Annotated in this window: 17 protein-coding genes; all 17 read left to right on the forward strand. The window is 64.4% G+C overall.

The features are described from left to right. The first annotated feature begins 128 nt into the window (after positions 1 to 128). The 17 genes from JWS14_RS38890 to JWS14_RS38970 all read left to right on the forward strand — a co-directional run bounded on the left by JWS14_RS38890 (position 129) and on the right by JWS14_RS38970 (position 25287). Entirely contained in the window at positions 129 to 932 is an 804-nt protein-coding gene (locus JWS14_RS38890) for a TnsA-like heteromeric transposase endonuclease subunit (protein ID WP_241031586.1), read from the forward strand. Next, complete coding sequence (locus JWS14_RS38895) at positions 929 to 3028, forward strand: Mu transposase C-terminal domain-containing protein (protein WP_206015545.1); 2100 nt, start codon at positions 929 to 931, stop codon at positions 3026 to 3028. The genes JWS14_RS38890 and JWS14_RS38895 overlap by 4 nt, the downstream gene beginning before the upstream one ends. Before the next feature lie 35 nt (positions 3029 to 3063). Continuing rightward, positions 3064 to 4065 carry a TniB family NTP-binding protein gene (locus tag JWS14_RS38900; RefSeq protein WP_241031587.1) on the forward strand — a complete coding sequence of 334 codons (1002 nt, stop codon included), beginning with the start codon at positions 3064 to 3066 and terminating at the stop codon, positions 4063 to 4065. Further along, positions 4062 to 5087 (forward strand): TniQ family protein, encoded by a 1026-nt coding sequence (locus JWS14_RS38905; protein WP_206015547.1) that lies wholly within the window; start codon positions 4062 to 4064, stop codon positions 5085 to 5087. The genes JWS14_RS38900 and JWS14_RS38905 overlap by 4 nt, the downstream gene beginning before the upstream one ends. Positions 5088 to 5275: 188 nt before the next feature. Further along, positions 5276 to 5920 (forward strand): TetR/AcrR family transcriptional regulator, encoded by a 645-nt coding sequence (locus JWS14_RS38910; protein WP_241031588.1) that lies wholly within the window; start codon positions 5276 to 5278, stop codon positions 5918 to 5920. A gap of 498 nt (positions 5921 to 6418) precedes the next feature. Beyond that, positions 6419 to 7939: a GMC family oxidoreductase gene (locus tag JWS14_RS38915; protein WP_206015549.1), complete on the forward strand. Its 1521-nt coding sequence runs from the start codon at positions 6419 to 6421 to the stop codon at positions 7937 to 7939. Between the two features lie 129 nt (positions 7940 to 8068). Then, the gene (locus tag JWS14_RS38920; RefSeq protein ID WP_206015550.1) at positions 8069 to 9190 is read left to right on the forward strand and encodes an LLM class flavin-dependent oxidoreductase; all 1122 of its coding nucleotides are present in this window, start codon (positions 8069 to 8071) and stop codon (positions 9188 to 9190) included. Positions 9191 to 9337: 147 nt separating this feature from the next. Then, the gene (locus JWS14_RS38925; protein ID WP_259376111.1) at positions 9338 to 10750 is read left to right on the forward strand and encodes an aldehyde dehydrogenase family protein; all 1413 of its coding nucleotides are present in this window, start codon (positions 9338 to 9340) and stop codon (positions 10748 to 10750) included. Between the two features lie 31 nt (positions 10751 to 10781). Then, positions 10782 to 11966, forward strand: coding sequence for a thiolase family protein (locus tag JWS14_RS38930; RefSeq protein WP_206015551.1), 1185 nt, complete (start codon positions 10782 to 10784; stop codon positions 11964 to 11966). A 63-nt stretch (positions 11967 to 12029) separates the two neighbouring features. After that, a complete protein-coding gene (locus JWS14_RS38935) occupies positions 12030 to 13295 on the forward strand; it encodes a bifunctional 3,4-dihydroxy-2-butanone-4-phosphate synthase/GTP cyclohydrolase II (RefSeq protein ID WP_206015552.1) in 1266 nt (421 codons plus the stop codon). Positions 13296 to 13709: 414 nt separating this feature from the next. Then, positions 13710 to 16067 carry an ATP-binding protein gene (locus JWS14_RS38940; protein ID WP_206015553.1) on the forward strand — a complete coding sequence of 786 codons (2358 nt, stop codon included), beginning with the start codon at positions 13710 to 13712 and terminating at the stop codon, positions 16065 to 16067. 1177 nt (positions 16068 to 17244) lie between these two features. Next, positions 17245 to 18417, forward strand: a complete 1173-nt coding sequence (locus tag JWS14_RS38945) for an LLM class flavin-dependent oxidoreductase (RefSeq protein ID WP_206015554.1) — start codon at positions 17245 to 17247, stop codon at positions 18415 to 18417. 89 nt (positions 18418 to 18506) lie between these two features. Next, on the forward strand, positions 18507 to 18842 hold the full coding sequence (locus JWS14_RS38950; protein WP_241031590.1) for a RidA family protein: 336 nt from the start codon (positions 18507 to 18509) through the stop codon (positions 18840 to 18842). A 390-nt stretch (positions 18843 to 19232) separates the two neighbouring features. Beyond that, the gene (locus JWS14_RS38955; protein WP_206015556.1) at positions 19233 to 20312 is read left to right on the forward strand and encodes an LLM class flavin-dependent oxidoreductase; all 1080 of its coding nucleotides are present in this window, start codon (positions 19233 to 19235) and stop codon (positions 20310 to 20312) included. A 135-nt stretch (positions 20313 to 20447) separates the two neighbouring features. Next, positions 20448 to 21941, forward strand: coding sequence for an aldehyde dehydrogenase family protein (locus tag JWS14_RS38960; protein WP_206015557.1), 1494 nt, complete (start codon positions 20448 to 20450; stop codon positions 21939 to 21941). Between the two features lie 205 nt (positions 21942 to 22146). After that, positions 22147 to 23559: an aldehyde dehydrogenase family protein gene (locus tag JWS14_RS38965; RefSeq protein WP_259376112.1), complete on the forward strand. Its 1413-nt coding sequence runs from the start codon at positions 22147 to 22149 to the stop codon at positions 23557 to 23559. Positions 23560 to 23907: 348 nt separating this feature from the next. Then, positions 23908 to 25287 (forward strand): ammonium transporter, encoded by a 1380-nt coding sequence (locus tag JWS14_RS38970; protein ID WP_241031592.1) that lies wholly within the window; start codon positions 23908 to 23910, stop codon positions 25285 to 25287. Positions 25288 to 25523: the final 236 nt, after the last annotated feature.

Here is a 25523-nt window from a genome sequence, read left to right on the forward strand (position 1 = left end):
GATCGGTACGCCGACAAGCCGTGGGTGTACTGGACGTGCTGTCGGTTCTCAGCCGATATGGCGAGTTATCAGGCGATCTGTCGGCGTGGTGGCGAGTTCTCATCGAATGTGGCGAGGATGATGTCCCGGTGCTGGATGGACAGATAGGACAGGCGGGGTCTGCCGGGGACTTCGAGGCGGTGTTCCTCACCGAGGGCGGCGAAGAGCGGCGGGTGCCGTGGGAGTGGCTGCCTGAGGTGGTGGCTGAGCTGGGACGGCCGGCGCGGTCGTTCCCGTCGTATCGAGGTCAGCGGAATTTTCCGGGCTGGTATTGGGCGAGCACGATGGCCCGCCGGATCGGGTTCGAGTCGTGGGTGGAGCGAGATCACCTGGTGGCGTTGGATTTCGACGCCTCGGTGGTGAGGATCGTGTCCCAGCCGTTCTGGCTGCTGTGGCCGCACGGCGGCAAGCAGCGGCGACACGCTCCCGACTTTCTGGTGTCCTCGGCCGATGGGAGTGTGCTGGTGCTGGACTCGCGTCCGTGGGAGCTGATCGGTGAGACCGACCGCGAGGCGTTCGAGGCGACCGGCCGGGCGTGCGCGGCGCTGGACTGGCGGTACGCGGTGTGGGACCGGCTGGACGGCGTGGTGGTGAACAACCAGCGGTGGTTGGCGGGATACCGGCATCCGCGGTGTTTCGACGAGCCGGTGGCGGCGAAGCTGCTGGAGGTGTTCGAGCGGCCGCGGCCGTTGGTGGAGGGCGCCGAGATCGTGGGCGACCCGCTGGGCACGTTGCCGGTGCTGTACCACCTGATGTGGAGGCAGCTGCTGGTCGCGGATCTGTCGCTGGTGCTGTCGCACCGCACCGTCGTGCGCTGTGCGCCGCAGGTGGCGAATCTGGCGAGAGTGGCGAATCTGGCGGACGAGTTGGCGGCGGCGGGGGGCAGGGCATGATCCGGCCGAGCGCTCTGCGGGTCGAGGACCGGGTGATCTTTGCCGGGCAAGCCCACACGGTGGTCGCGTTCTCGGGCACGACGATCCGGTTGTTGTCGGATGCGGGCGCTACCACGGTGGTCGCGTTGTCGTATCTGCTGGCGGCCGAGGATTTCGAGCTGATCGGCGCGGCCCCGGCGCCGAGGGTGGAGTCGGTCAGGCTGCTCGAGGCGATGCCCGAGCATGTGGTGGCGGCCGCGCGGGAGTGGGAACGGCATCTGGTCGAGATCGAGACCGGGTTGCCGCCGGGCGCGGCGGCGGATGCGCGGCCACGCCCGGAATACGACCCGATGACCCAGACGATGGCGGCGAGGGATAAGGCCAAGGCCGCCGAGTTGACCGCGGCGGGGTCCAGGACCGGCGTCCGCACCGTGCAGCGGATGCGCGCCCGCTACCGCGACCAGGGGCTGTGGGGGTTGGTCGACACCCGCTCGGCCCGGGCCGCGAAGCCGACCGGGCATGTCGACGAGCGGGTGGTCGCGGCGGCGGTCAGGGTGATCGGGTCACAGACCGGCACCTCGACGGGCACCAGGTCGCGGGCGATCCGTCAGATCCGTGAATTGCTCGACGACGAGCACGGTCCGGGTGTGGTGGAGCTGCCGTCGCAGGCGACGTGTTACCGGCTGCTCGAGGTGTTGTCGAAGGGGCGGCACACGTTCGGGTCGGCGGTGACGCGTCGCCAGACCGCGAACAAGCCGCCCCGGCCCTACACCGCGACGACGGCGGCGCGGCCGGGCGAGCAGGTGCAGCTCGATGCCACTCCGCTGGACGTGATGGCGGTGATGGACGACGGGGTGATCGGACGCGCGGAGCTCGTGCTGTCGATCGACATCGCGACCCGCACGATCTGTTCGGGGGTGCTGCGGCCGGTCGGGGCGAAGGCGGTCGACGCGGCGCTGCTGCTGGCGCGGGCGACGGTCCCGGAGCCGATGCGACCGGGGTGGGACCAGGCCTTGGCGATGGCGGCGTCGCGGATCCCGCACCAACGTTTGGTCGCGTTGGACGCGCGGATGGCGATGGCGGCCGCCAAGCCGGTGATCGTGCCCGACACCGTGGTCATCGACCACGGCAAGGTGTTCCTCTCGGAGGTGTTCCTGCGGGCGGCGGACACCCTGGGCATTTCGGTGCAGCCGGCCCACCAGCAGACGGCCACCGACAAGTCGATCGTCGAGCGCACCTTCGCCTCGATCAACACCCTGTTCTGTCAGCACGTCGCCGGCTACACCGGCCGTGACGTCACCCGCCGGGGCGCCGATGTCGCCGAGCGCGCCGTCTGGTCGCTGCCCGAGCTTCAGGAGCTGTTCGACGAGTGGGTCATCTGCGGGTGGCAGACCCGTCCCCATGAGGGGCTGCGACACCCGTTCAACCCCGATCAGGCGACCTCGCCCAACGATGCCTATGCCGCGCTGGTCGCGGCCGCCGGCTACGTCCCGGTCGCGCTGACCGGCGAGGACTACATCGAGTTGTTGCCCGCGGACTGGCGGGCGATCACCGACACGGGCATCCAGATCGAGTACCGCACCTACAACAGCCCGGAACTGCGTGTCCACGCGCACCAGAGCTCCGGGGTGACCGCCAAGGGCGGCCGGTGGGAAGTTCACTACGACCCCTACGACGTGTCACGGGTCTGGGTGCGCAACCACCACGGCCACGGCTGGATCACCGCGCCGTGGACCCATCACACGGTGGTGGGCCAGCCGTTCGCCGACTTCACCTGGCGGGCCTCCCGCAACATCGCCGCGCAGCGCGGCGTCGACGACACCAACGAGATGGCCGTCGCGGTGATCCTCGCCGCGCTGCTGCGTCGCGCAGAAACCGGCCCCGGTGCCGATCGGGTGTTGGCGCGCACCCGAACTGCCCGCGAGATGACCAACCACCTGCCCACCGAACTGACCGCTCCGCCGGCGGCGGCCACCGTCCCGGCGTTGCCCGCCGGGGCGGGAACCGGTGAGGAGAGCGCCGGTGAGGAGTCCGGCGCGGTGGAGGTGGTGGTCGGTGAGGTGGTGCCGTTCGGGATGTTCGATCCGTTCGCCGACGACCTGGGGGCCCGCCGGTGACCTTGACGTCGACGGATCTGGAGGTTCGCCACTCGTTGGCGACCAAGCAGGGCTGGGCGTCGTTCGCCGCCCAAACCACCCCCGAGCCGCCGCGGCTGCTGCCCGGCGAGGACTGGAAGCGGTTGGACCCGTTGGAGCGTGAGCTCTACGACGAGGCCCGCCAGGACTACCACTCGGCGCTGCTGCTGGTCGCCACCCCGGACATCCGCACGATCATCCACACCGGAACGAAGCTGGTGATCAACAACCGCGGCAAACAGCTGGGCCGCCGAGGGTTGCTCGTGTCCGGTGCCAGCGGCACCGGCAAGTCCACCTCGATCACGCAGCTGGGCAAGAAGTTCCAGATCGACCTGCAGCGGCGAAGCCCGGGAATCACCGACCGCATCCCCGTCGTCTACATCGTGGTCCCGCCCGATGCGGGTCCGAAAGCGCTGGCCACCGAGATGGCAGGCTTCCTCGGCCTGCCGGTCGGCCACCACGACAGCCCGCAGTCGGTCGCCCACAGTGTCGTCGAGGTGATGCGCCGGGTCGGCACCGGCATGGTCCTGGTCGACGAGATCCACCGACTGGATCTGACCACCCGCAAGGGCAAGGACGCCTCCGACCAGCTCAAATACTTCTTCGATACCATCTCGGCCACTTTCGTATACGCCGGACTCGACCTCGAGGAAAGCAGCCTGTTCTCCGGGGTCCGGGGCCGTCAGATCCTCGGCCGGTTCATCCCGGTCACGACCGGGCCGTTCACCCACCGCAGCGCCGAAGACCAACGGGACTGGGCCAAGCTCGTCGCCGCGATGGAACAGACGCTGCGGCTGCACCGGCACAAACCGGGAACCCTGATCGAGCAGGCACCCTATCTGCATGCCCGCACCGGCGGCATGATCGGCAGCCTCGACCAGCTCATCTACGAAGCCGCCAACGACGCCATCAGCGACGGCACCGAGAAGATCACCAAAACCCACCTGGACGCGGTACTGCTCGACGGCGCCGCGATGGCCCAGTTCGAGCCGCCCCGCGGCCGCAGGAGGGGCAGATGAGGATGTGGGAACAGCCCGCCCAGATCCTTCCCGTCCGCGTCCGCCCGGTCGCCGGCGAGACCGTGGTGTCCTTCGCCTTTCGGCTCGCCGACGCGAACGCGCTCACCCACCCCACCACACTGCTGCGGGCCCTGGGAGAACCGGCCGGCGCGCCCCCGACCCGATCATGGATCGACAAACATGACATCACGCTCAACCCGGCCGCGCTGCACAGACTGGAAACCTTCACCGGCATCCCCGCCCCACGACTGCGCAAGGTACTGCCCACCCTGGCGCACACCACAATCCGGGCCGACCCCGGCAGAGGAAAGCCGATGATCCGGGGCCACCGGTCGGTCCAGCTGCGTGAGCACTGTGACGAGTGCATCGCACGACTACCCGGACACCCGCGCATCAGAGTCCGCGCCAAGGTCGCACCACAGATATGCCGACGGCACCGCCGATGGGTGAACACGACCCCACACCGGCCCCACCAGGTCGACCTGTCCAATACGGCCGGAATCATCAGGGCGCATCGCCGTTTCGACCGGCTGTGCTCGAGAACCGGTGACGGCGACTGGACACAGGGGCAGCTTCAGCACGCCGACTACATCGTTCGGGAATGGTCCAGGAGCCGCCCAAACCATGTCCACAAACACCTGCACGCGCGGTGGGACCAGCGGGAGACGGCGATGCAATCCGTCTCCGGACCGGAGACGGGCCTGCTCGTGCTGCCGGAGGCCGTCGCGCTCGCCGAAGTGCTCTGCGACCTCGAATGGCGTCGCCACGTCGCGATGGTCGACACGAACACCGAACTCGCCCGGTTCTACAGCCGAGTCGGCCGCCAACTCGGACAGTCACCGAACTTCGGCGACCGGATCGCCTGGACGGTCTACATCGATCCGCTCAAGAGCTGGGTCATCCAACACCGGCGCAACCACCAGAAGACCCGCGATGAGTTCTGGAGACGGGTCCGCACCCACTACCCCTTCAACCCATACATGAACCAAGCCATCTACCCATCAATTCGCCACTTCAAGTGAGAAACGATGACCAATGACGACACCACCCCCAACTGGCGAACCCCAGGTCAACCGACATCAACCTCGCCAGAACAAACGAGAAGGGACACGTGCCGTAGCATCGCGCCTACCCGCTCCGCGCAGAGTGTTCGAGATGGAAGGCGCACTCGGCGATGGACGGCGGGCTGAACAGCCAGGGAGGAAGTTTCATGGCGAGGCCGAAGGTTTCGAGTGGCAAGACGAGCGGCCGTAGGGTCCGCGACCCCGAGGGAGCTCGGCGTGCCCTGCTCGAGAACGCGGTCGAACTTTTCGAGCGGAACGGATACGCGGCAACGTCTGTCCAGAGCATCGTCGATGCAGCGGAGCTGACCAAGGGCGCCTTCTATCACCATTTCGAGAGCAAAGAAGACCTGCTATACCGGGTGCACGACGAGTTCATCAATTATCAGCTCGGGCGTGCGCGCAGTGTCATGGCGGACAAGGAACAGAGTCCGGATCAGATCCTGCGACGACTGATCACCGAGGCGTTACTCGAACCGATGTCGATCTACAAGGCGGAGATCACGGTGTTCATGCAGGAACGGAAGTTCCTGCCCACTGACGTCTTCGCCGAGATCCAGCAGAAGCGTGACGAGTTCGAGCGCTTCTTCGTCGACGTGATCGAGCGCGGGATGCAGGAGGGTGTGTTCCGAAAAAAGGGCCCGGCACGACTGGTGGCATTCGGGATCATCGGCATGGGGGCGTGGACACACGTCTGGCTGGACCTGAAGGGCTCGGTAACCCCCCGCGAAATCGGCACCATCTACGCCGACATCCTCATCGACGGACTGATCGAGCGACCAGCGGACGCCTGAGCTGCACTCTTCGACCACCCGGCCTCCACGATTGTCCCTTCGTGGAGGCCGTACTCGTTAGCGCCTACCGTGATGCGGCGGGTTCGCGGTATCCGGGTGAACCGCGGTCCCAGTAATACGGTCACGATCTCTTGACCCCCTGACGCGTAGTGCGGTAACGTCATCTCACAACGTTACGTACCGCCCGGTTAGTATGTAAGCGCAGATGAACTTCGTTTATCTGTTGAGCCGGCGGCACGCTTCCTGGCTGGAAGGCGTTCCACTGTTGTCGAGAAGCCTCACGCACCGGACGCGCTCCAGCCTGAATCAGTGACTTCAGGCGGTCGTTCCGCGAGATATCCGAGATCGGTGCTCCGTTCTTGAGAACGATGAGAACCTTTCTATCCGTACGACATTGAGGATTGGATCATGCCAGCAACACTACTCGGTGAAGTTCCGAACGCGAATACCGTGATGGCGGGCGCGGTGCAGCCGGTCGGGGTCGGGCGGTAGAGCATCATGGACACCTACGACTACATCGTCGTCGGCGGCGGAACCGCCGGGTGCATCATTGCTGCGCGACTCACCGAGGATCCCGAGGTCCGGGTCCTGCTCCTGGAGGCCGGCGGCTCCGAGCGACGACCAGACATCGAGAACCCAGGTGCCTGGCCGAGTTTGGCTGGCAGCGAGCTGGATTGGAACTACGCGACGGTTCCGCAGAAGGCTCTCGGGCGGACGGTCCCCGCGACCCGCGGCAAGGTCCTGGGCGGCTCGGGCTCGATCAACGTCATGGCGCACCTGCGGGGACACCGAGTCGACTACGACTCGTGGGCTGCGGAGGGCGCTGAGGGTTGGGACTACGACTCGGTGTTGCCCTACTTCATGCGCTCCGAGGACGTCCCCGATGGCGACCCCCGATTCCGGGGTCGGGGCGGACCACTGGCGCCGCGGCCGATCGACTCGCCCCACCCGTTGTCACTCGCCCACGTCGAGGCCGCGCGGCAGGCGCAGCACGCCGTCGCAGCAGACCTCAACAGTGGCGAGTTACTCGGGGCAGCGTGCCATGAGCTGCTGATCAGTGGGAACCGGCGACAGAGCACCGCGAGCGCCTACCTCAGGCCGGCGCTCGGCCGGACAAATCTGACAGTTCGCACTGGGGCGATCTGTCGACGCCTCGTCATCGTGGGCGATCGCTGTCGCGGGGTGGAGTACGCCTGGGACGGTCACTCGATCCGGCCCGCGGCGGCGGGCGAGGTTGTCTTGTGCGCCGGTGCAGTCGATTCCGTGCGGCTGCTGCTGCATTCGGGCGTCGGACCGGTCCGAGACCTCGAGTCGGTCGGCGTGCAACCGGTGATCGATTCGCCGGAGGTCGGCCTGAACCTGCAGGACCACATCCTGCTGGCGGGAGTCCGGATGCGCGCGGATCGACAGCTGCCCCCACCGAGTGGCAACTACGCCGAGTCGACGCTGTTCGCGAAGACGAACCCGTCTCAGACCCGGCCGGAGCTGCAAATCGTGCAGATCCAGGTCGATTACCACACGCCGTGGCAACGGCCAGCCGCGAACAGTTTCACCTTCGGGATCGGGCACATGCGCCCGCGAAGCCGCGGAAGCATTCGCCTGGCGTCGTCCGACCCGGAGGCGCCGCTGCTGATCGATCCGAAATACCTCAGCGACCCGTACGACATCGAACAGCTCATCGCCGGAATCGAGGTGGTGAACACACTCGCCGAGACGAGCGCATTCGACGAATGGGGTGGCACTTCCGACGCCCCCGCACTACTTCGCCTCGACCGCCCGGAGTTGGAGAAGGCGATACACGACAGTATCAGCAGCTTCTTTCACCTTTCGGGAACCTGTCGCATGGGCACTGACGCGACGGCGGTGGTCGATCCGCACCTTCGGGTGCGCGGCGTCGACGGGTTGCGCGTCGCAGATGCGTCGGTCATGCCGAGCATCGTCTCGTGCAACACGAATGCTGCGACCGTGATGATCGGTGAGAAGGCCGCCGATCTGCTGTGCGGCAGACCCGCGGGGTGATTCCGGGCGCGGTCCCACGAATCAGCTGATTCGACGGTGATTTGCCTCTGGCGCCCCGAGGTTTCGGTCGCTACACTACGTACCAACCGGTCGGTAGGACCGATCGCACTACTCGACGAAGGAGGAGAGATGCACACCGGCATCACTCTCGTATTTCAGAACATCGACGGAAACGTCTCGGACGCGGAGACCTACCGCAACGAGCTGGATCTCGCGGTGCGGGCAGAGTCCGCCGGATTCGATTCGGTATGGACGCCGGAACATCACTTCACTGCTTACGGCATGACGCCCGATGTCCCGCAGTTCCTCTCGTGGCTCGCGGCCAAGACGTCGACGGTCAAGCTGGGGACGATGGTGTCCGTTCTTCCCTGGCAAGACCCGGTTCGAACCGCTGAGAACTTCATCCTGCTCGACCATCTCTCGGGCGGCCGCTCGATGCTCGGCATAGGCCGAGGTCTCGGCCGGGTGGAGTTCGACGGCTTCCGGGTGGAGATGGGCAAGTCTCGCAGGCTCTTCGCGGAGTATGCCGAAGCGATCCTGAACGGTCTCGAGTCCGGAGTCATCGAGGCCGACGGCGAACTGTACAAACAGCCGGCCATGGACCTGCGCCCCGCGCCGTACGCGTCGTTCCGCGGTCGCACCTTCGCATCGGCGGTGTCTCCGCAATCAATCGACCTCATGGCAAGTCTGCAGGTCGGACTCATGGTCATCGCACAGAAGCCCTGGCACAAAGCCGAAGCCGAGATGCGCGACTACCGCGCCCGCTACCTCGAGATCAACGGCGAGGAGCCGGCCAAGCCGATTATCTGCGTCTTCGTCGGAGTAGGAGAGACAGAAGCCGAGGCCCGGCAGATGCGAGATGTCTACCTCCGGCGATACGCCGAGTCGACCGTCGAGCACTACGAATTCGACAACGTCGGCTTCGCGAAAATTGAGGGTTACGAGTACTACGCCGGGCTGAGCCGCAACATCGAGAAGCACGGAGTCGACGGCTTCTGTGACTTCCTCGCCGATCTCCAGGTGTGGGGAACGCCGGATCAGGTCGTCGACCGGATTCTCGAGTATGTCGATCGACTGGACGCGGGCGGGGTCCTGATCGCACCGTCCTTCGGCGGCATGGCGCCCGAAGTGTCATCCCGAAACTTCGAACTGCTCGCCTCCGAGGTGCTTCCGCGCCTCAAAGCCCACGATGTGGGCGGCGAACTCGGTGTTACCTACGGTGTCGACCGAACACTGACGCCGACGTCATAGCAACTCATCGGCTTCTCGGGGCCGAACCGTCCATACGTGTTCGTCGAGTCGGCGGCACCTACCAACGATTTTCGAGTAGTGAGGGTTTGAATAGTGACAATCACCGATGTGGATTTGACGGCTGCGTGTTTGATTGGTGGTCGGTGGGTGCCGGGGTCGGGGACGGATGCCATCGATGTGTTCAATCCTGCGACGGGGCAGGTGATTACGGAGTTGGTGCCGGCGACGATCGAGGATGCGGAGGCGGCCGTGGTGGCTGCGTCTCGCGCGTTCGCCGAGTGGGGTTCGCGGCCGTTGTCGGAGCGGGTGCGGTTCTTGTATCGGATGAAGGTGATCCTCGAGGACAATGTCGAGTCGTTGGCGCGCACGATCACGATCGATCAGGGTAAGACGTTGGATGAGGCGCGCGGTGAGGTGGGGCGGGCTGTTGATTTCTTGGAGACGGCGATTGCCGCTCCGATGCTGTATCACAGCGACGCGGTGAACGTCACCACTGGTGTGGATGCGCGGCGGGTGCGGGAGCCGTTGGGGGTGTGTGTGGCGGTGACGCCGTCGAACTTCCCGGTGATGAACACGGTGCAGTTCTCGGCGTGGGCTCTGGTCACCGGTAATGCGTTGATCATCAAGGCGTCCGAGCAGGATCCGCTCGCGTCCACCGCGGCGATTCGGTTGCTGCAGCAGGCGGGTCTGCCGGATGGGGTGCTGAACTTGGTGCACGGCCGGGCGGATGTGGTCAAGCACCTGATCGCCCACCCGTCGGTGGCGGCGGTGTCGTGCATCACGTCATCGCCGACGGCGCGGGCGATCTACGGGGCGGCGGCAGCGGCCGGGAAGCGGGTGCAGGCCAACGGTGGTGCGAAGAATCCGATCGTGGTGGCCCCGGATGCGGATCTCGACAAGGCGGCGGCCGGGATCGTGTCCTCGTCCTATGGGATGGCGGGTCAGCGTTGCCTGGCGGGGAGTCGGGTGGTGGTGGTCGGTGACGTCTACGGCGATCTGATGGACCGTGTGGTGGCGTTGGCCGATCAGTTGGTGGTCGGCGACGGTATGGACGAGGGTGTGACGATGGGCCCGGTCGTCAGCGCCGAGAGCAAGGAGCGGATTCTGGCGGCGTTGGGGGAGGCGCAGGATCTGGGTGCGACGTTCGTTCTCGATGGTCGGAACGTGAAGCCGGTGGGTGGGGCGGGGTCGGAGAACGGCTATTTCATCGGGCCGACCATCGTTGCCGATTTGGATCCGCGGCACGGGGTGGAGGGTCGGGAGTTGTTCGGTCCGGTGATCAATGTGCATCGGGTGGACACGCTCGCGGAGGCGATCGCGTTGTCGAATGACACCGAGTTCGGTAACGCTGCAGCGGTGTTCACCAGCTCTGGTGCGGTGGCGGCGGAGTTCGAGCGTGGTGTCCGGGCCGGCAATGTCGGGATCAATGCGTTTCCGGCGCCGCCGGCGAATGTGACGATGGGAGGGTACGGTGCCTCGTTCTACGGTGACCTGCATGTGTGTGGTGCGGCGCCGTTGGATTTCTTCACCGATCAGAAGTTGGTCGTTACCCGATGGTGAGCACCATGCGGCGCACCGGTGGGAGCGCGACATGAACTCCGCGGTCGTCATCGACGCGGTCCGGTCGCCGATGGGCCGAGCCCGCCCGGCTGGCGCACTGGCCGGTGTTCATCCGGTCGAGTTGCTGGCGCAGGTGGTTTCCGCGCTGGTGGAGCGAACGGCGGTGGATCCCGGCGAGGTCGACGATCTTCTGGTCGGGTGTGTCACGCAGTCGTCCGAGCAGTCCGGCAACATCGGGCGGATGGCGTGGCTGGCGGCGGGGCTGCCGGAACAGGTGCCGTCCGTGACCATCGAGCGCAAGTGCGGCTCCGGTCAGCAGGCGTTGCAGTTCGCGGCGCAAGGCGTGATGGCGGGGTCCTACGACATCGTGATCGCGGCCGGCGTCGAGTCGATGAGCCGTGTGCCGATGGGATCGAATCGTCAGGGTGCTGACATCTACGGTCCCTCGGTGAACGAGCGGTACGCTCCGGGACTGCTACCCCAGGGTGTCGCAGCCGAACTCATCGCGCACCGGTGGAATCTCGACCGGAAACAACTCGACGAGTTCGCCGCGCGTTCACATCAACTCGCAACACGGGCGGACTCCTCAGGTGCTTTCGTGCGCGAGATCGTGCCCATTCGCGTGCCGGCCACGGATGAGACGGTGAACCGGGACGAGACCATTCGTCCCGGTACCACCCTCGACTCGATCGGGGCGCTGACACCATCCTTCCGCACCGAGGCGCACGCCGACCGGTTCCCGGAATTGCGATGGCACGTCACACCGGCGAACTCGTCCCAATTGACCGACGGTGCCAGCGCGGTGCTGATCGCCAGCGAACGGGCAGCCAGACGAATGGGCTGGCATCCCCGAGCCCGACTCCGGTCCTTCTACGCCTGCGGTGACGATCCGTTGATGATGCTGACGGCGCCGATCGCGGCGACACGGGAGATTCTGGCCCGGACCGGTCTGGGCATCGATCAGATCGATCACTTCGAGGTCAACGAGGCCTTCGCCTCGGTGCCGCTGGCGTGGCAGTCGGATCTCGAGGTCGACATCGACCGCCTGAATCCGCGAGGGGGAGCGATCGCGCTCGGTCATCCGCTCGGAGCGACTGGTTGCCGGTTGCTGACAACGATGTTGCACGCGATGGAGGACGCCGACCAGCGACGCGGGTTGCAGACGGTATGCGAGGCGGGCGGCATGGCAAACGCACTCATTCTGGAAAGAGATTGACGGGTGCGGGACGCCCTTCTTAGAGCGTCCCGCCCCTCCCATTGAGAAGGCAGGAGCACTCCCATGAGCGACAGAGTCCGTCTGGACAGTGTGGAGCGGGCGATCGCCGACATCGCGGCCGGTAAGGCGGTCGTGGTCGTCGACGACGAGGACCGGGAGAACGAGGGTGACATCATCTTCGCCGCGGAGAAGGCCACACCGGAGCTGATGGCGTTCACCATTCGGTATTCCAGTGGGGTGATCTGTGTGCCGATGGCGCCTCAGATGCTCGACCGGCTGGACATTCCGTTGATGACACCGCACAACCAGGACCGAATGCGCACGGCGTACACGGTGTCAGTGGACGCGGCCGACGGTGTGAGCACGGGGATCTCTGCGGCCGATCGGGCACGGACGGCTCGGGTCCTTTCCGATGCGGGCTCGGTGCCCTCGGACCTGACGCGGCCCGGTCACGTATTCCCGCTCCGCTACCGCGAGGGCGGGGTGTTGGTGCGGCGCGGCCATACCGAGGCCGCAGTGGATCTGGCCACGATGGCGGGGTTGGCCCCGGCCGGTGTGCTGGTGGAAGTCGTCAACGACGACGGCACCATGAAACGGGCTCCTGACCTACGGGACTTCGCCGACACCCACGGTCTGGCGATGATCTCCATCGACAGCCTGGTGGGATACCGGCGCCGGCACGAGTTACTCGTGGAGAGAGTCGCCGCGACCCGGCTGCCGACACGGCACGGCGACTTCACTGCCTTCGGATATCGCGTGGAAACCGACGGCACCGAGCACATCGCGCTGGTGCACGGCGACATCTCCGATGCCGGCCCGGTGCTGACAAGAGTGCATTCGGAGTGCCTGACCGGTGACGTCTTCGGATCGTGTCGCTGCGATTGTGGGCCGCAACTGACCGAGGCGATGGAGCGGATCCGGTGCGAGGGCCGCGGTGTGGTGATCTATCTGCGCGGGCACGAGGGGCGCGGCATCGGGTTGGCGGCGAAGCTGCAGGCCTACAGTCTGCAGGACTTCGGCCGGGACACCGTCGATGCAAATCTGGATCTCGGTCTGCCCGTCGACGCCCGGCACTACGGTACGGCTGCGCAGATCGTGCGGGACCTGGGTATCGGGTCTGTGCGATTGCTGACGAACAATCCGCAGAAGGTGACGTGTCTGCAGGATGCGGGCATCGAGGTGGTCGCACGTGTACCGCTGATGCCGCGGCCGAACGGCCACAATCTGGGCTACCTGCAGACCAAACGGGACCGGATGGGGCACGACCTCCCCGACCTGTGCCCGCCGGCGACACCTGCGTGGGAGCACAGCATCACCGCCTTCGGCTGAGCAATAGCCCGGCTCGTCACAGCAAAGGAAAACGTCGGCCGGGTGCGCTGCGTGCTTGCTCGATCGGGTCGGAACGCCCGCCGTGAAATCGGACTGCTAGCCGACCGTTGGAATCGGAACGGATAGTCCGTTCACGAGGGAACTCCCTCGCTGCATCCGACGACCGGGGCGACGCGTGAATCTCGCGGGACTGGCCATCACCGCGGTGACGCCCGCAGTCGAGCGGGCCAGTGGAGTTGAACTCGCCGTCACCAGGCTGTAGAACGTACATCGTATAGCGGGCACGATTTGTCAAGAGGTGGCGCATGACTGTACGGCCGACTTCTTTCGGATTGGCTGATCGGCTCGGCGCATCGGACGCGCCCGTCAATTCAGCCTCCTCCGTAATGTGCCGGTTCGATAATGGATGCGGCCATGCCCGAAAATGAGCCCCCCGCGCACATCGGAGTGCATGCCAAGTCGAGGCGAGGCAAATCCGGAAATCTTCCACTGGACCTGACCAGCTTCGTCGGCCGTCGGCATGAGCTGGCAGACACCCGCCAACTGCTGTCCGGATCGCGGCTGGTAACTCTCATCGGCGCCGGCGGCGTGGGCAAGACCCGGCTCGCCCTGCGGATCGGCGACGTCTCGCGCAGGACATACGACGACGGTGTCTGGTTCGTCGAACTGGGTGAACTACACGACGGGGACCTGCTCGGACAGGCTGTGTCGGGTGCGCTGGGTTTACAGGATCACTCCGTCCGGCCGCCCATGACTGTGCTCACCGAACAGCTGGCGGAAAAAAGGATCCTGTTAGTCCTGGACAATTGCGAGCATCTAGTCGAGGCAGTTGCAGGTGTTGCACAGGTCGTACTGCGGACGTGCCCGGGTGTCCAAATCCTCGCCACGAGCCGTGCGTCTCTCGACATTCGTGGGGAAGTGGTGGTTCGAGTACCCCCGCTGTCGCTGCCGGAGCTGACGCGATCGACGGCGACGCTACGCGAGATTTCCCGATATGACGCGGTGACCCTGTTCGAGCAGCGTGCGGGTGCCGCAGTGCCGGGTTTCAGGCTCACCGAGGACAACATGGGCACGGTGGCTGAAATCTGCCGGCGTCTGGAAGGCCTGCCCTTGCCGATCGAACTGGCGGCGGCACGATTGCGGGCGATGTCGGTCGAGCAGATAAGGGAGCGCCTCGGCGACAGACTCCGACTTCTCACTCTAGGCGGCAGAGGAACACCGACGAGGCAGCAGACCTTGAGGTTGTGCATCGACTGGAGCTATGACCTGTGCTCGTCGCAGGAACAGTGGTTATGGGCTCGGCTGGCGGTGTTCGCCGGTGGTTTTGAGCTCGACGCTGCCGAGGGGGTCCTCGCCGCGGACCCGCCTGACGGAGAGTTACTCGATCTGCTCACGTCTCTGATCGATAAGTCGGTCTTGATCCGCGACGAGGTCGGCTCGGTGGTGCGGTATCGACTGCTGGACACGATTCGTGAATACGGACGAGAGAAACTACACGAAGCCGGCGGATACTGGGAGCTTCGAAAAAGGCATAGAGATTGGTACGAGCAACTCGTGCTCCGCGCGAAGACCGAATGGATCGGTCCACTGCAGGTGGAGTGGATCGCCAGACTGGAGCGTGAGCAGCCGAATCTGCGCGACGCGATAGAGTTCTGCCTCAGCGAGGACGGCGAGGCAGAAGCGGGCATGCGCATCGTCACCGCGATGTATCAATTCTGGTTCGTGCGAGGGTTGTTCAGCGAAGGCCGTCACTGGCTCGATCGTGCACTCACGAGTCAGGAAGATCAGCAACCCTTCGACCGGATCGAGGCTTTGTGCACCAGCAGCATGCTGGCCGCGTTGCAGGGCGACGTTGCCGCCGGCACCGTATCGACGGACCAGGCACGACTGCTGGCTGCCCGGGTCGGGGATGCCGACCTCGATGCGTTGGTCGCCTTCGCGGAGGGGTGCCTCGCCGTCTCCAACGGAGAGCTTCGGACAGGTATCGCCAGCCTCGAGAACGCGATCAACGTCTTCCGTCCCGAAGACGATCTCAACCAGCTGGTGCCGGCACTGGTCTGGCTGGCGCTCGCCTTCGAGATGACCGGCGACATCCAGCGAGCTACAGAGAGCTACGAGGAGCTCATCGCGCTCACCGAGTCGCGGGAAGAAAGAATATGGCGAGCAATGGCGCTGTGTGACTATGGTTTCGCGATGTGGCAGCACGGAGAACGTGAGCGTGGAACCGCGCTCCTCGAGGACGGTCTGCGGCTGTCCCGGATGGTGGGAAGTCAGCTGAGCTACGCCTGGGCGCTCGAGCAATTTGCGTGGACCGACGTCGAACAGAGGCCGGAACGGTCCACGGTGCTGCTGGGCGCTGCGGACGTGCTGTTCAGCGCTACCGGTGGTCGCGCACCCGCTCTGACAAACACTGCCACTTTGCACGAGAAGTCTCGGCAGCACGCTCGAACCTCTCTCGGTGAAAGAGCATTTGAGGCCGCAATGAAGCGAGGCGCAGCGCTGAGCGCGGACGCGGCGGTTGCCTACGCCTTGGGTGAAGAAACGCGGACCGAGGTGCCCGCGACGAGTGGCGAGGCCCTCAGCCTCACCCGACGCGAGCAACAAGTGGCTGAGCTGGTCGCCGAAGGACTGAGTAACAGGGCAATTGCCGACCGGCTTGTAATTTCCCAACGCACCGTCGAAGGTCACGTCGAGCACTCTCTCGTCAAACTCGGCTTCACCTCGCGTACGCAACTTGCCGCGTGGGTCCACGAACAGAAACCCGGCCGCTGAGCCACGTTCTCGTCCGAGCTGGGGCTGATCCGAGAACGGACCGTCCGCACGGCGAGTGCGCGTCTTTGGTGATCCCAATTGACGCGCTGACAGCGGCACCATGTCCGCACCCTGTGCGACCACAGAGGTCACTCGTGGACATAGGAAACTGTCCGCGTGCCGGTCGCCGGCTTTCGTGCACCTACTCGAATGGCTGTCCAGATCCAGAGGCCCGCGATCTAGACGGCGTCTCTCTGGTCAAGTGAGGGCGCATGTCCGGCGGCAAAGTGGCCCGTGGCTGGTCCGAGGGAAGTGGCTGGTCCGAAGTGCCGGTGTGCGGGGTGCCAGCCGGCCGCGCAGGACGTGAGAGTCGCCCCGAGGGTCCGTCCGGGCTTGCCGTCGACTGTCGTTGACCAGCCAGCAGTCAAAGCACTCGGCTTCGGCAAGTTAGTACACGCCCTTCCAGTAGGTGCAGGTGGATTCCATCACCACCCGCCGCACGTGCCAGTGCCGCAACCAGGCCACCATCACCAACAACGTGCGGTGGCCGTGCGGTAACCGCGCAGCTCCGGCATTCGCCTACCGGGCCGCTTGTGGGTGCGGCACCCGCACACACGCCTCGAGAACGGCCTTGCCGAGATCCAGCGCCGCGACCCGTTCCACGAACAGTTCGACATCGGCGACCCATCGATGACGAAAATCGTTCCCACAAAACCGATTGCATGAACGCGGCCGCCCGCAGGAACCGAACAGGTACAGACAATAGGTGGACCCTCGTGGTCATGGCAACAACGCGGCCCCACCATCGGCTCCCCGGATCAAACCGATATTCGGGCTCACCGGCGCCAAGAATGATCGACCTCGGTGAGAGACCGCACCCGATCTTCCCGCATGCGCCCGCGTCCCAGGAAGGGGACCATAGAACTGACATGGGCGGGTGGCCGCTGCCGACCAGCCGGCGACCTGGGCATACCAGGGCACCCACCCTCACCATCTCCACCTACGTAGTACGTGGGTACGGCCAATAGGTAGCGGATAGGTAATTTCCCGCTGGCACCAAGGCGTGGCTGCAGCGATTCTCATGTGATGGGCATCACCTGAATGGTTGGGCCCCGAGGTCAGCCTTCGGGTACGGGCTTGGAAATGCAACACGGTCCTTGCCTGAAATATCGGCGAGAGCCAATGAACTTGGAGTGAAATGAAAATCGATCTGCTGTATGCGTTGACAAACCGTTCGGGCGAGTTGTCCTGGCATGAGGTGCTGGAGGCGACGCGGCGTCATGCCGTGATGGCGGACGAGTTGGGGTTCGACCGGATTTGGTTGGGCGAGCATCATTTCGACACCGATGGAACGGATGCGAGCCCGAATCCGATCATGCTGGCGACTGATCTGGCCGCTCGGACGAACCGGATCCGGTTCGGGATGGCTGCGGTGTCGCTGACGTTGTGGCATCCGCTGAGGGTGGCGGAGGATCTTGCGCTGCTCGATCACTTCAGCGAGGGCCGGTTGGATGTGGCGTTCGGTCGGGGAATTCTGCCGATCGAGGTGATGAACCTCAATCCTGCGGCGAGTCGGTGGAATGGTTCGGACAACAGCCGGGCGATCTTCGAGGAGAACCTGGAGATCGTCCGCAGGATCTGGACGGAGGATCTGTTCAGTTGGTCGGGAGAGCGGTACACGTTCCCGGAGCCGCGGACGAAGTTCATTCACTCGCCAGGGGCGCCGATGCCGGAGGGCTGGGTCGACGAGCAGGGCTACCTGAAGGCGTTCGGGATGACGCCGCAGCCGTTCCAACAGCCGATGCCGCCGCTGTTCGCCGTGACCGAGTCGGTGGAGGGGTTCCGTGGTGCGGCGCAGAAGGGTCTCAAGCCGATTACCTGGTATCCGACCGGTCAGGTGCTGCGCAATCTGCTCGACCTCTATCGGGACGAGAAGGCGGCGGTCACGGGCACGACGCCGGACCTGGGGGAGGATGTCGGGGTGCTGCGACTGTGCTACGTCGCCGAGACCGATGAGCAGGCGCGCCGGGTCACCGAGGCGAGTGTGGTGGAGTTCTTCGAGTTCGTGTGCCGGGTCCGTGGCATCGGGGTGTGGCTCGACGCCGACGAAGATCCGGAGGATCCGCGGTTCAAAGAGATGGATCCGTTCGATCTGCTGATGGAGCGCGATCACCTGATGATCGGGTCCGCGGCGAGTGTGACCGAGAAGATGACCCGGCTGACCAGGTCGCATGGAATTCAGAATTGGTTGCTGCAGATGGGCTTTCCCGGTGTGGCACATGACGAGGTTGATCGTTCCCTAGAGTTGTTCGCGGCCGACGTCATGCCTGAGGTGCGCAAGCTCGACTCCACGCTCGCGACTGCGCAGTGATCGACGAAGCCCTCACGGAAGGAACAACAATGACGGAATACCTCAACCCCGGAGACCTTTCTTACCCTCGGTTCGGAATGAATCCGGGTGTGGCGACCAAGGACTACGTGTTCTGCGGCGGCATGGCACTGGATCTGGAGACGCTGCGCCGTAAGCCGGAGGCCGACACCATCGCGAACGAGACGAAGATCGCGCTGGAAGAGATCCAGGGGATCCTCGAGACTGGCGGCTGCACGCTGCGGGACGTGGTGAAGACGACCTGTTACCTGGCCGACGATTCGTACCGCAAGGAGTTCTGGACCGCGTACACCGAGGTCTTCGGGGAAGGCCCGTACCCGGCGCGCACGACGCTCGTCGTCGGTATCGCCGGCGACTGCCGCGTCGAGATCGACGCCGTCGCGATCCGTTCACGGAACCAGCGGTAGAACCGCGCGAAGAAAATGTCGGGCTGTGCGACCGACACGTCGTCGACCCGACGCACGACTCGACCGTGAAGTCATCGGTGAGACCGCTCGACCGGAACAGACAAAATCTGCACAAGCACAGGAAGAGCCCGCGCCGAAAGAGAGCCGCCGCCGAAGTCAGCACGGTGCCCAAACTGCACGCTGAAGCTGTACATGCTTCCTGCAGGGTTCTGCGACGACCACGGCGCGACATGACGGCGACAACAGCTCCCCGTCCCCACTAACACCGTCCTGCCCAGGACGCCCGAATCCGAAGTCTTGTCCTAGTCGGATTGCCCTCGAATCAGAGGCTCCGCGCATTATTCGACCGATCCGTGAGAAGGCGGGTCGCCAAAGAGAGGAACACCTGCGATGGAGTTCGGTATTTTCATTCCCAGTGCTCGGAATGGCTACATCATTTCTGAGGCTGCTCCACAGTATTCGCCGACGTACTCGCACATGAGGGAGATCATCCAGGCGGGTGAGGAAAACGGGTTCTCGTTTGCCCTGTCGTTGTCGGCGCTGCGCGGGCACGGGGGTACGACGGGGTTTTGGGACGACGCACTGGAGTCGATGACACAGATGGCTGCCCTTGCCCGGGACACGACGACGATGAAGCTGATTGGCTCTGTGAATATTCTGGCGATCCATCCGGCGATCGCGGCGCGGATGGCGGTGACGATCGACCAGATCAGCGAGGGACGTTTCTCACTCAACATCGTTCCCGGCGGCTGGCACCCCCGCGAGCTCGAGGTCATGAAAGTGTGGCCCGGCTATGAGTACAACAACTACCGCTGGGAGTACGCGGGTGAGTACTGCCAGGTGGTGCGCGAGCTCTGGGAGAACGGCGTCTCAAACTTCAAGGGCAAGCACTTCCAGTATGACGATCTGCGGATGGGCCCGAAGCCAGACAATCACGTGAACATCGTGTGCGCCGGCGCCTCGGACGACGCCATCGCATTCACCACGAAGTACGCCGACTACTCGTTCCGCCTGGCCTGGGGAGGCGTAGACGCCCTCGAGGAGGTCGTGGGCAGGTTCAACGAGCAGATGGAGAACGCGGGGCGGACCATCCGGCCGTTTGTGGCATTGGGTGTTGTCCTCGCTGACACCGACGAGGAAGCGGAAGCAAAACTGCAGAGCTACATCGACAGCCCGGATCGGGGTGTGATGGAGTACATGATCGGGCAGGCATCCACCGATTCCGCCAAGGGCGGCACCTCAGAGATCCTCGCCGGGGTGGACGCCAAGGGATTCGTACAGTTTTCGACAGATTTCATCACCGGCTCCCCGGAGAGCATCGCGCGCCAGCTCGACGAGTGGGCCGAACTCGACGTCGCTGGATACATGCTGATCTTCCCGGACTACGTGGAGGACATCAAGCGGATGGGTCGTGAGGTGTTCCCGCTGATGAAGAACTTTACGGCGGTGCAGGCGCTGCAGAACGCCTGAGCCTTACCCGCGCCTCGAGCTCCCAAATACGGGCCGCCACATGCACTGGCCAGGCTGTGTGGCGGCTTAGGACGGCACCTTCCCTCGTGAGAGTGCCGAGAACCTGATTAATGCGATGAAGATGAGGATGGAACCATGCCCACAACGCTGCTCAGTGAAGAACTGAGGACGAACATCAAGAAGGCCGAGAGGATGCTGATCGGCTTCGAGTGGGTCGACGCATCCACTGCCGAAACGATCGCGGTGGAGGATCCCGCGACCGGCGAGGTCGTTGCCCATGTCCCGGCCGGTAACGCCCAGGATGTCGACCGCGCGGTCTCGGCTGCGTGCGCAGCATTCCGCGGCCCCTGGCGCCGGCTGACTCCGCAGGAACGTGGCCAACTGCTATGGAAGCTGGCGGATCTGATCGAGGACCGTGCGCCGGAGTTCGCAGAGTTGGAGTCGCTCGATGTGGGGATGACCATCGGCGAGGCCAGATACGTCGATGTGGCGTTCTCGGTCGATGTGTTGCGGTATTACGCGGGATGGCCGACCAAGATCACCGGGGACACGATCCCGGTGTCGTTTCCGACGAACTTCGGCGGGCCCTATCACGCGTACACGCTGCGCGAGCCCCTCGGCGTGGTGGGGTGCATCGTGCCGTGGAATCTCCCTTTGATGATGGCGGTCAAAAAGATTGCGCCGGCGCTCGCGACGGGAAATACGGTGGTTGTCAAGCCGGCCGAGCAGACTCCGCTGTCGATCGCACTATTGGGGGAGTTGGTGCTGGAGGCCGGTTTCCCCGAGGGTGTCTTCAACTACGTCACCGGATACGGGGAGACGGTGGGGGCCGCCCTGGTCGAGCATCCAGACGTGAACAAGATCAGTTTCACCGGCTCGGGTCCGACGGGGAAGGCGATCATCAAGGCGGCCACAGGAAACCTCAAGCGCGTCTCCCTCGAGTTGGGCGGGAAGTCACCGAATATCATCTTCGGCGACGCCGATCTGGGGAAGGCGATTCCATCGGCCGCGCTGGCGATCTTCGCCTGCCAGGGTGAGAGTTGTGTCGCCGGGTCGCGTCTGTACGCGCACCGCTCGGTGTTCCAGGATGTGGTCAACGGGCTGGTCGAGGCGGCTGACAGCATCCGGTTGGGCCGCGGCTTGGATGCGGCGTCGCAGATGGGTCCGCTGATTTCGGCGGAGCACCGGAACCGGGTGCTCGGTTTCATCGAACTCGCCCGCAGCGAAGGAGCCGAGATCGTCACCGGCGGCTCTGCGTGGGGGAGCGAAGGCTATTTCGTCGAGCCGACCGTCTTGGCGAACGTCGGCTCGGACTCGAAAGTCCTGCGGGAGGAAATCTTCGGTCCGGTTCTGACGATTGTGCCATTCGACACCGAGGACGAGGTGCTCGCGCTGGCGAACGATTCGCACTACGGACTCGGTGCGGGGGTGTGGACCCGGGACCTCGGCCGCGCGCACCGCGTGGCCGCGGGAATCGAAGCGGGTCAGGTTTGGGTGAACTGCTATCAGACGGTGGATGCGGCGTTGCCTTTCGGTGGGCATAAGCAGTCGGGGTTGGGTCGGGAGACCTGCAAGGAGAGTCTCGACGAGTATCTCGAGCTCAAGACAGTCGTCGTCGATCTGTCGTAGACCACGGGCACATATGGCTCCATGGTGGTCGGTGGCGCCGGTGCGGGGGCGTAGCCGGTCACGTCTGACCGAGGACCTTCAGGTGTCGTCTTACCGGTCGCGGTCGTCGGCGGCACCTACCAACGATTTTCGAGTAGTGAGGGTTTGAATAGTGACAATCACCGATGTGGATTTGACGGCTGCGTGTTTGATTGGTGGTCGGTGGGTGCCGGGGTCGGGGACGGATGCCATCGATGTGTTCAATCCTGCGACGGGGCAGGTGATTACGGAGTTGGTGCCGGCGACGATCGAGGATGCGGAGGCGGCCGTGGTGGCTGCGTCTCGCGCGTTCGCCGAGTGGGGTTCGCGGCCGTTGTCGGAGCGGGTGCGGTTCTTGTATCGGATGAAGGTGATCCTCGAGGACAATGTCGAGTCGTTGGCGCGCACGATCACGATCGATCAGGGTAAGACGTTGGATGAGGCGCGCGGTGAGGTGGGGCGGGCTGTTGATTTCTTGGAGACGGCGATTGCCGCTCCGATGCTGTATCACAGCGACGCGGTGAACGTCACCACTGGTGTGGATGCGCGGCGGGTGCGGGAGCCGTTGGGGGTGTGTGTGGCGGTGACGCCGTCGAACTTCCCGGTGATGAACACGGTGCAGTTCTCGGCGTGGGCTCTGGTCACCGGTAATGCGTTGATCATCAAGGCGTCCGAGCAGGATCCGCTCGCGTCCACCGCGGCGATTCGGTTGCTGCAGCAGGCGGGTCTGCCGGATGGGGTGCTGAACTTGGTGCACGGCCGGGCGGATGTGGTCAAGCACCTGATCGCCCACCCGTCGGTGGCGGCGGTGTCGTGCATCACGTCATCGCCGACGGCGCGGGCGATCTACGGGGCGGCGGCAGCGGCCGGGAAGCGGGTGCAGGCCAACGGTGGTGCGAAGAATCCGATCGTGGTGGCCCCGGATGCGGATCTCGACAAGGCGGCGGCCGGGATCGTGTCCTCGTCCTATGGGATGGCGGGTCAGCGTTGCCTGGCGGGGAGTCGGGTGGTGGTGGTCGGTGACGTCTACGGCGATCTGATGGACCGTGTGGTGGCGTTGGCCGATCAGTTGGTGGTCGGCGACGGTATGGACGAGGGTGTGACGATGGGCCCGGTCGTCAGCGCCGAGAGCAAGGAGCGGATTCTGGCGGCGTTGGGGGAGGCGCAGGATCTGGGTGCGACGTTCGTTCTCGATGGTCGGAACGTGAAGCCGGTGGGTGGGGCGGGGTCGGAGAACGGCTATTTCATCGGGCCGACCATCGTTGCCGATTTGGATCCGCGGCACGGGGTGGAGGGTCGGGAGTTGTTCGGTCCGGTGATCAATGTGCATCGGGTGGACACGCTCGCGGAGGCGATCGCGTTGTCGAATGACACCGAGTTCGGTAACGCTGCAGCGGTGTTCACCCGGTCGGGTGCGGTGGCGGCGGAGTTCGAGCGTGGTGTCCGGGCCGGCAATGTCGGGATCAATGCGTTTCCGGCGCCGCCGGCGAATGTGACGATGGGAGGGTACGGTGCCTCGTTCTACGGTGACCTGCATGTGTGTGGTGCGGCGCCGTTGGATTTCTTCACCGATCAGAAGTTGGTCGTTACCCGATGGTGAGCACCATGCGGCGCACCGGTGGGAGCGCGACATGAACTCCGCGGTCGTCATCGAAACAGATCTCTAGGATCGACGACGAGACTCACTCGAAAAATCGCTCTATCCAGGATCAAACGAAGTTGCGCGGCAATCTTTGCAGTTAAGGTCGCCGCGCATCCGGTGGGGGACCAGACTCAGAAACGTCTCACACATCGTGAGAAATTTGACGGCGGCACGCCATACAGCGGCTGGCCTGATTCGTATAGATGGTTCCTTTTGACAAGGAACCTCTTATGGAATCAAGAGGCAACCGCGTCTTACCACTCCACTCTCAGATAGAAGGATGCCATGTACCTTGATCAAGTTTCTATGGCGGCGCAGTTTCCGACGGTGGTCTACATTATCGGGCTGATCGCCATCTTGCTGGCCATAGCCGGGATACTTTTATTCGACGCCGGCCTCAGTCGCGCAGGAAACGTGATGCACACGTTGACGCAAAAGCTTGTCGCCGCATTCGTTGCTGCGGCGGGCATGTCACTGATCGGATTCGCCATCTGGGTCACGCAGTTCAACCAGGCTTTCGGTGTTGCTAATCCGCTCGGCCAGGCGATCAAGTCGTGGTGGCTCGGAGGAACGGGCATCAACACCCTACCCCAGGATCTCGATCCAGCGGCCGTGCCGAATGCTGACTCCTTCCAGGCCTTTTACGCGCTCTTCATTCTCTTCGCCGCCTTCTTCGCGGCGCTGTTGGCCGGGTCTGTGATCGAACGGGTCAAAACGAGTTCCTTGGCGTTGATCGCATTACTCTTCGGGGCCGTAGTCATCCCGGTCGCTGGGTACCTGGTCTACGGCTCTGTCGGGCCGCTGTCCAACGCCGGCACCCACGACTTCGGCGGTGCATTCTTCTATATCTTGCTTGGGTGTTGGGCGCTCGTATTGGTGTGGCGAGCCAAGCCAAGGGTGGGTGTTTTCGACGGCACCGCGACCGAGCCTGCCATCCCGCACAACATGTTGTATGTAGTGGTCGGAATGGTCCTCTTCCTTGCCGGAATCTGCGGCTACGCGCTTACCAACGGTTATCTGGTACCCGGATCCGGATACTTCGGGATCACCCTCAACGAGAGCGGCATGGGGCTGATTGTCACGAATCTTATGATGGCCTTCGCGGCCTCGGCGATCGGCGGCCTGCTGGTCTGGAAGGTAGGGAAACACCCGTACTTCTTCTTGGTGTCACCGGTGGCCGGCTGGATCTCGGTGTCGGGGCTGATCGACGTCGTCAAGCCCTGGCAGGCAGGTCTGACCGCCGTGTTTGCGCCCTTTATCCTGCTCGGCGGTTACAAGCTGATGATCAGGCTCCGGCTGGACGACGTCAAAGTTGTACCACTTACGCTGGGCCCGGGAATCTACAGCGCTTTGATGGCCGCGGTGTTGGCAGGTGGCGTCAAGCAGGGTGGATACTTTGGAATTGCGCAGGGTGAGTATGCCTTCCAGCACGCCTCGATCAACATCGGGCACCAATTGTACGGAGTTATCGTTTTCCTGGCGCTCGGTCTCGCGTCGGCACTTGTCGTGGTCTTCGTGGTCGAGAAGACGATCGGGCTGCGTGACGGGCGAGTCGATGAAGGCCTGGAGGCGAAACTGGATCGCGCAGTCCTTGGCGAGGTCGCATATCCTGACCGGACACCTGCAGGGCTACAACAAGAGGACGTATCCGACCAACCGGCTGCCGAGGTCAGCTTAGTGCCTTGACGGCACGCGAGAACTATTCGTTCGCCTGAGCAGAATGAACGCGTCACCAGAATGCGAGTTGGGATCGCCAACAGATCGCCAGCACGACGCGTTCATCCCGGCTCCGGTACTGTTGCGCGCCTGATGGGAGTCGATCAGCGAGCCTTCGACAGGTCGCGGATCGTCCGGGGGAAGCTGATTACTGAGCCGCCGGCCGGTGAGCACTGTTCGCGCCCGCAGTAAGCGTCGAATCCTAG

The organism is Rhodococcus koreensis (assembly GCF_017068375.1).
Taxonomy (GTDB): domain Bacteria; phylum Actinomycetota; class Actinomycetes; order Mycobacteriales; family Mycobacteriaceae; genus Rhodococcus_F; species Rhodococcus_F koreensis.